Annotated in this window: 2 tRNA genes; both read right to left on the bottom strand. The window is 57.0% G+C overall.

From position 1 onward, the window contains the following. Positions 1–2 precede the first annotated feature (2 nt). Positions 3–75: transfer RNA gene (locus GHN86_RS23340), tRNA-Glu, on the bottom strand. A gap of 77 nt (positions 76–152) precedes the next feature. Then, positions 153–228 (bottom strand) — tRNA-Ala (locus GHN86_RS23335).

Here is a 228-nt window from a genome sequence, read left to right as displayed (position 1 = left end):
GGCGTCCCCTAGGGGACTCGAACCCCTGTTACCGCCGTGAAAGGGCGGTGTCCTAGGCCACTAGACGAAGGGGACACAAACCCTTCTAACAGTGATCAGCGCTGAGTGCTGATCGATTCAATGCCAGTGTGGCCCGGCATTGAACTGTAAATTGGTGGAGCTAAACGGGATCGAACCGTTGACCTCTTGCATGCCATGCAAGCGCTCTCCCAGCTGAGCTATAGCCCC

Origin of the sequence: Pseudomonas helleri (assembly GCF_009600315.1) — a bacterium.
GTDB classification, from domain to species: domain Bacteria; phylum Pseudomonadota; class Gammaproteobacteria; order Pseudomonadales; family Pseudomonadaceae; genus Aquipseudomonas; species Aquipseudomonas helleri_A.
This window is presented reverse-complemented; position numbering and strand designations above follow the sequence as displayed.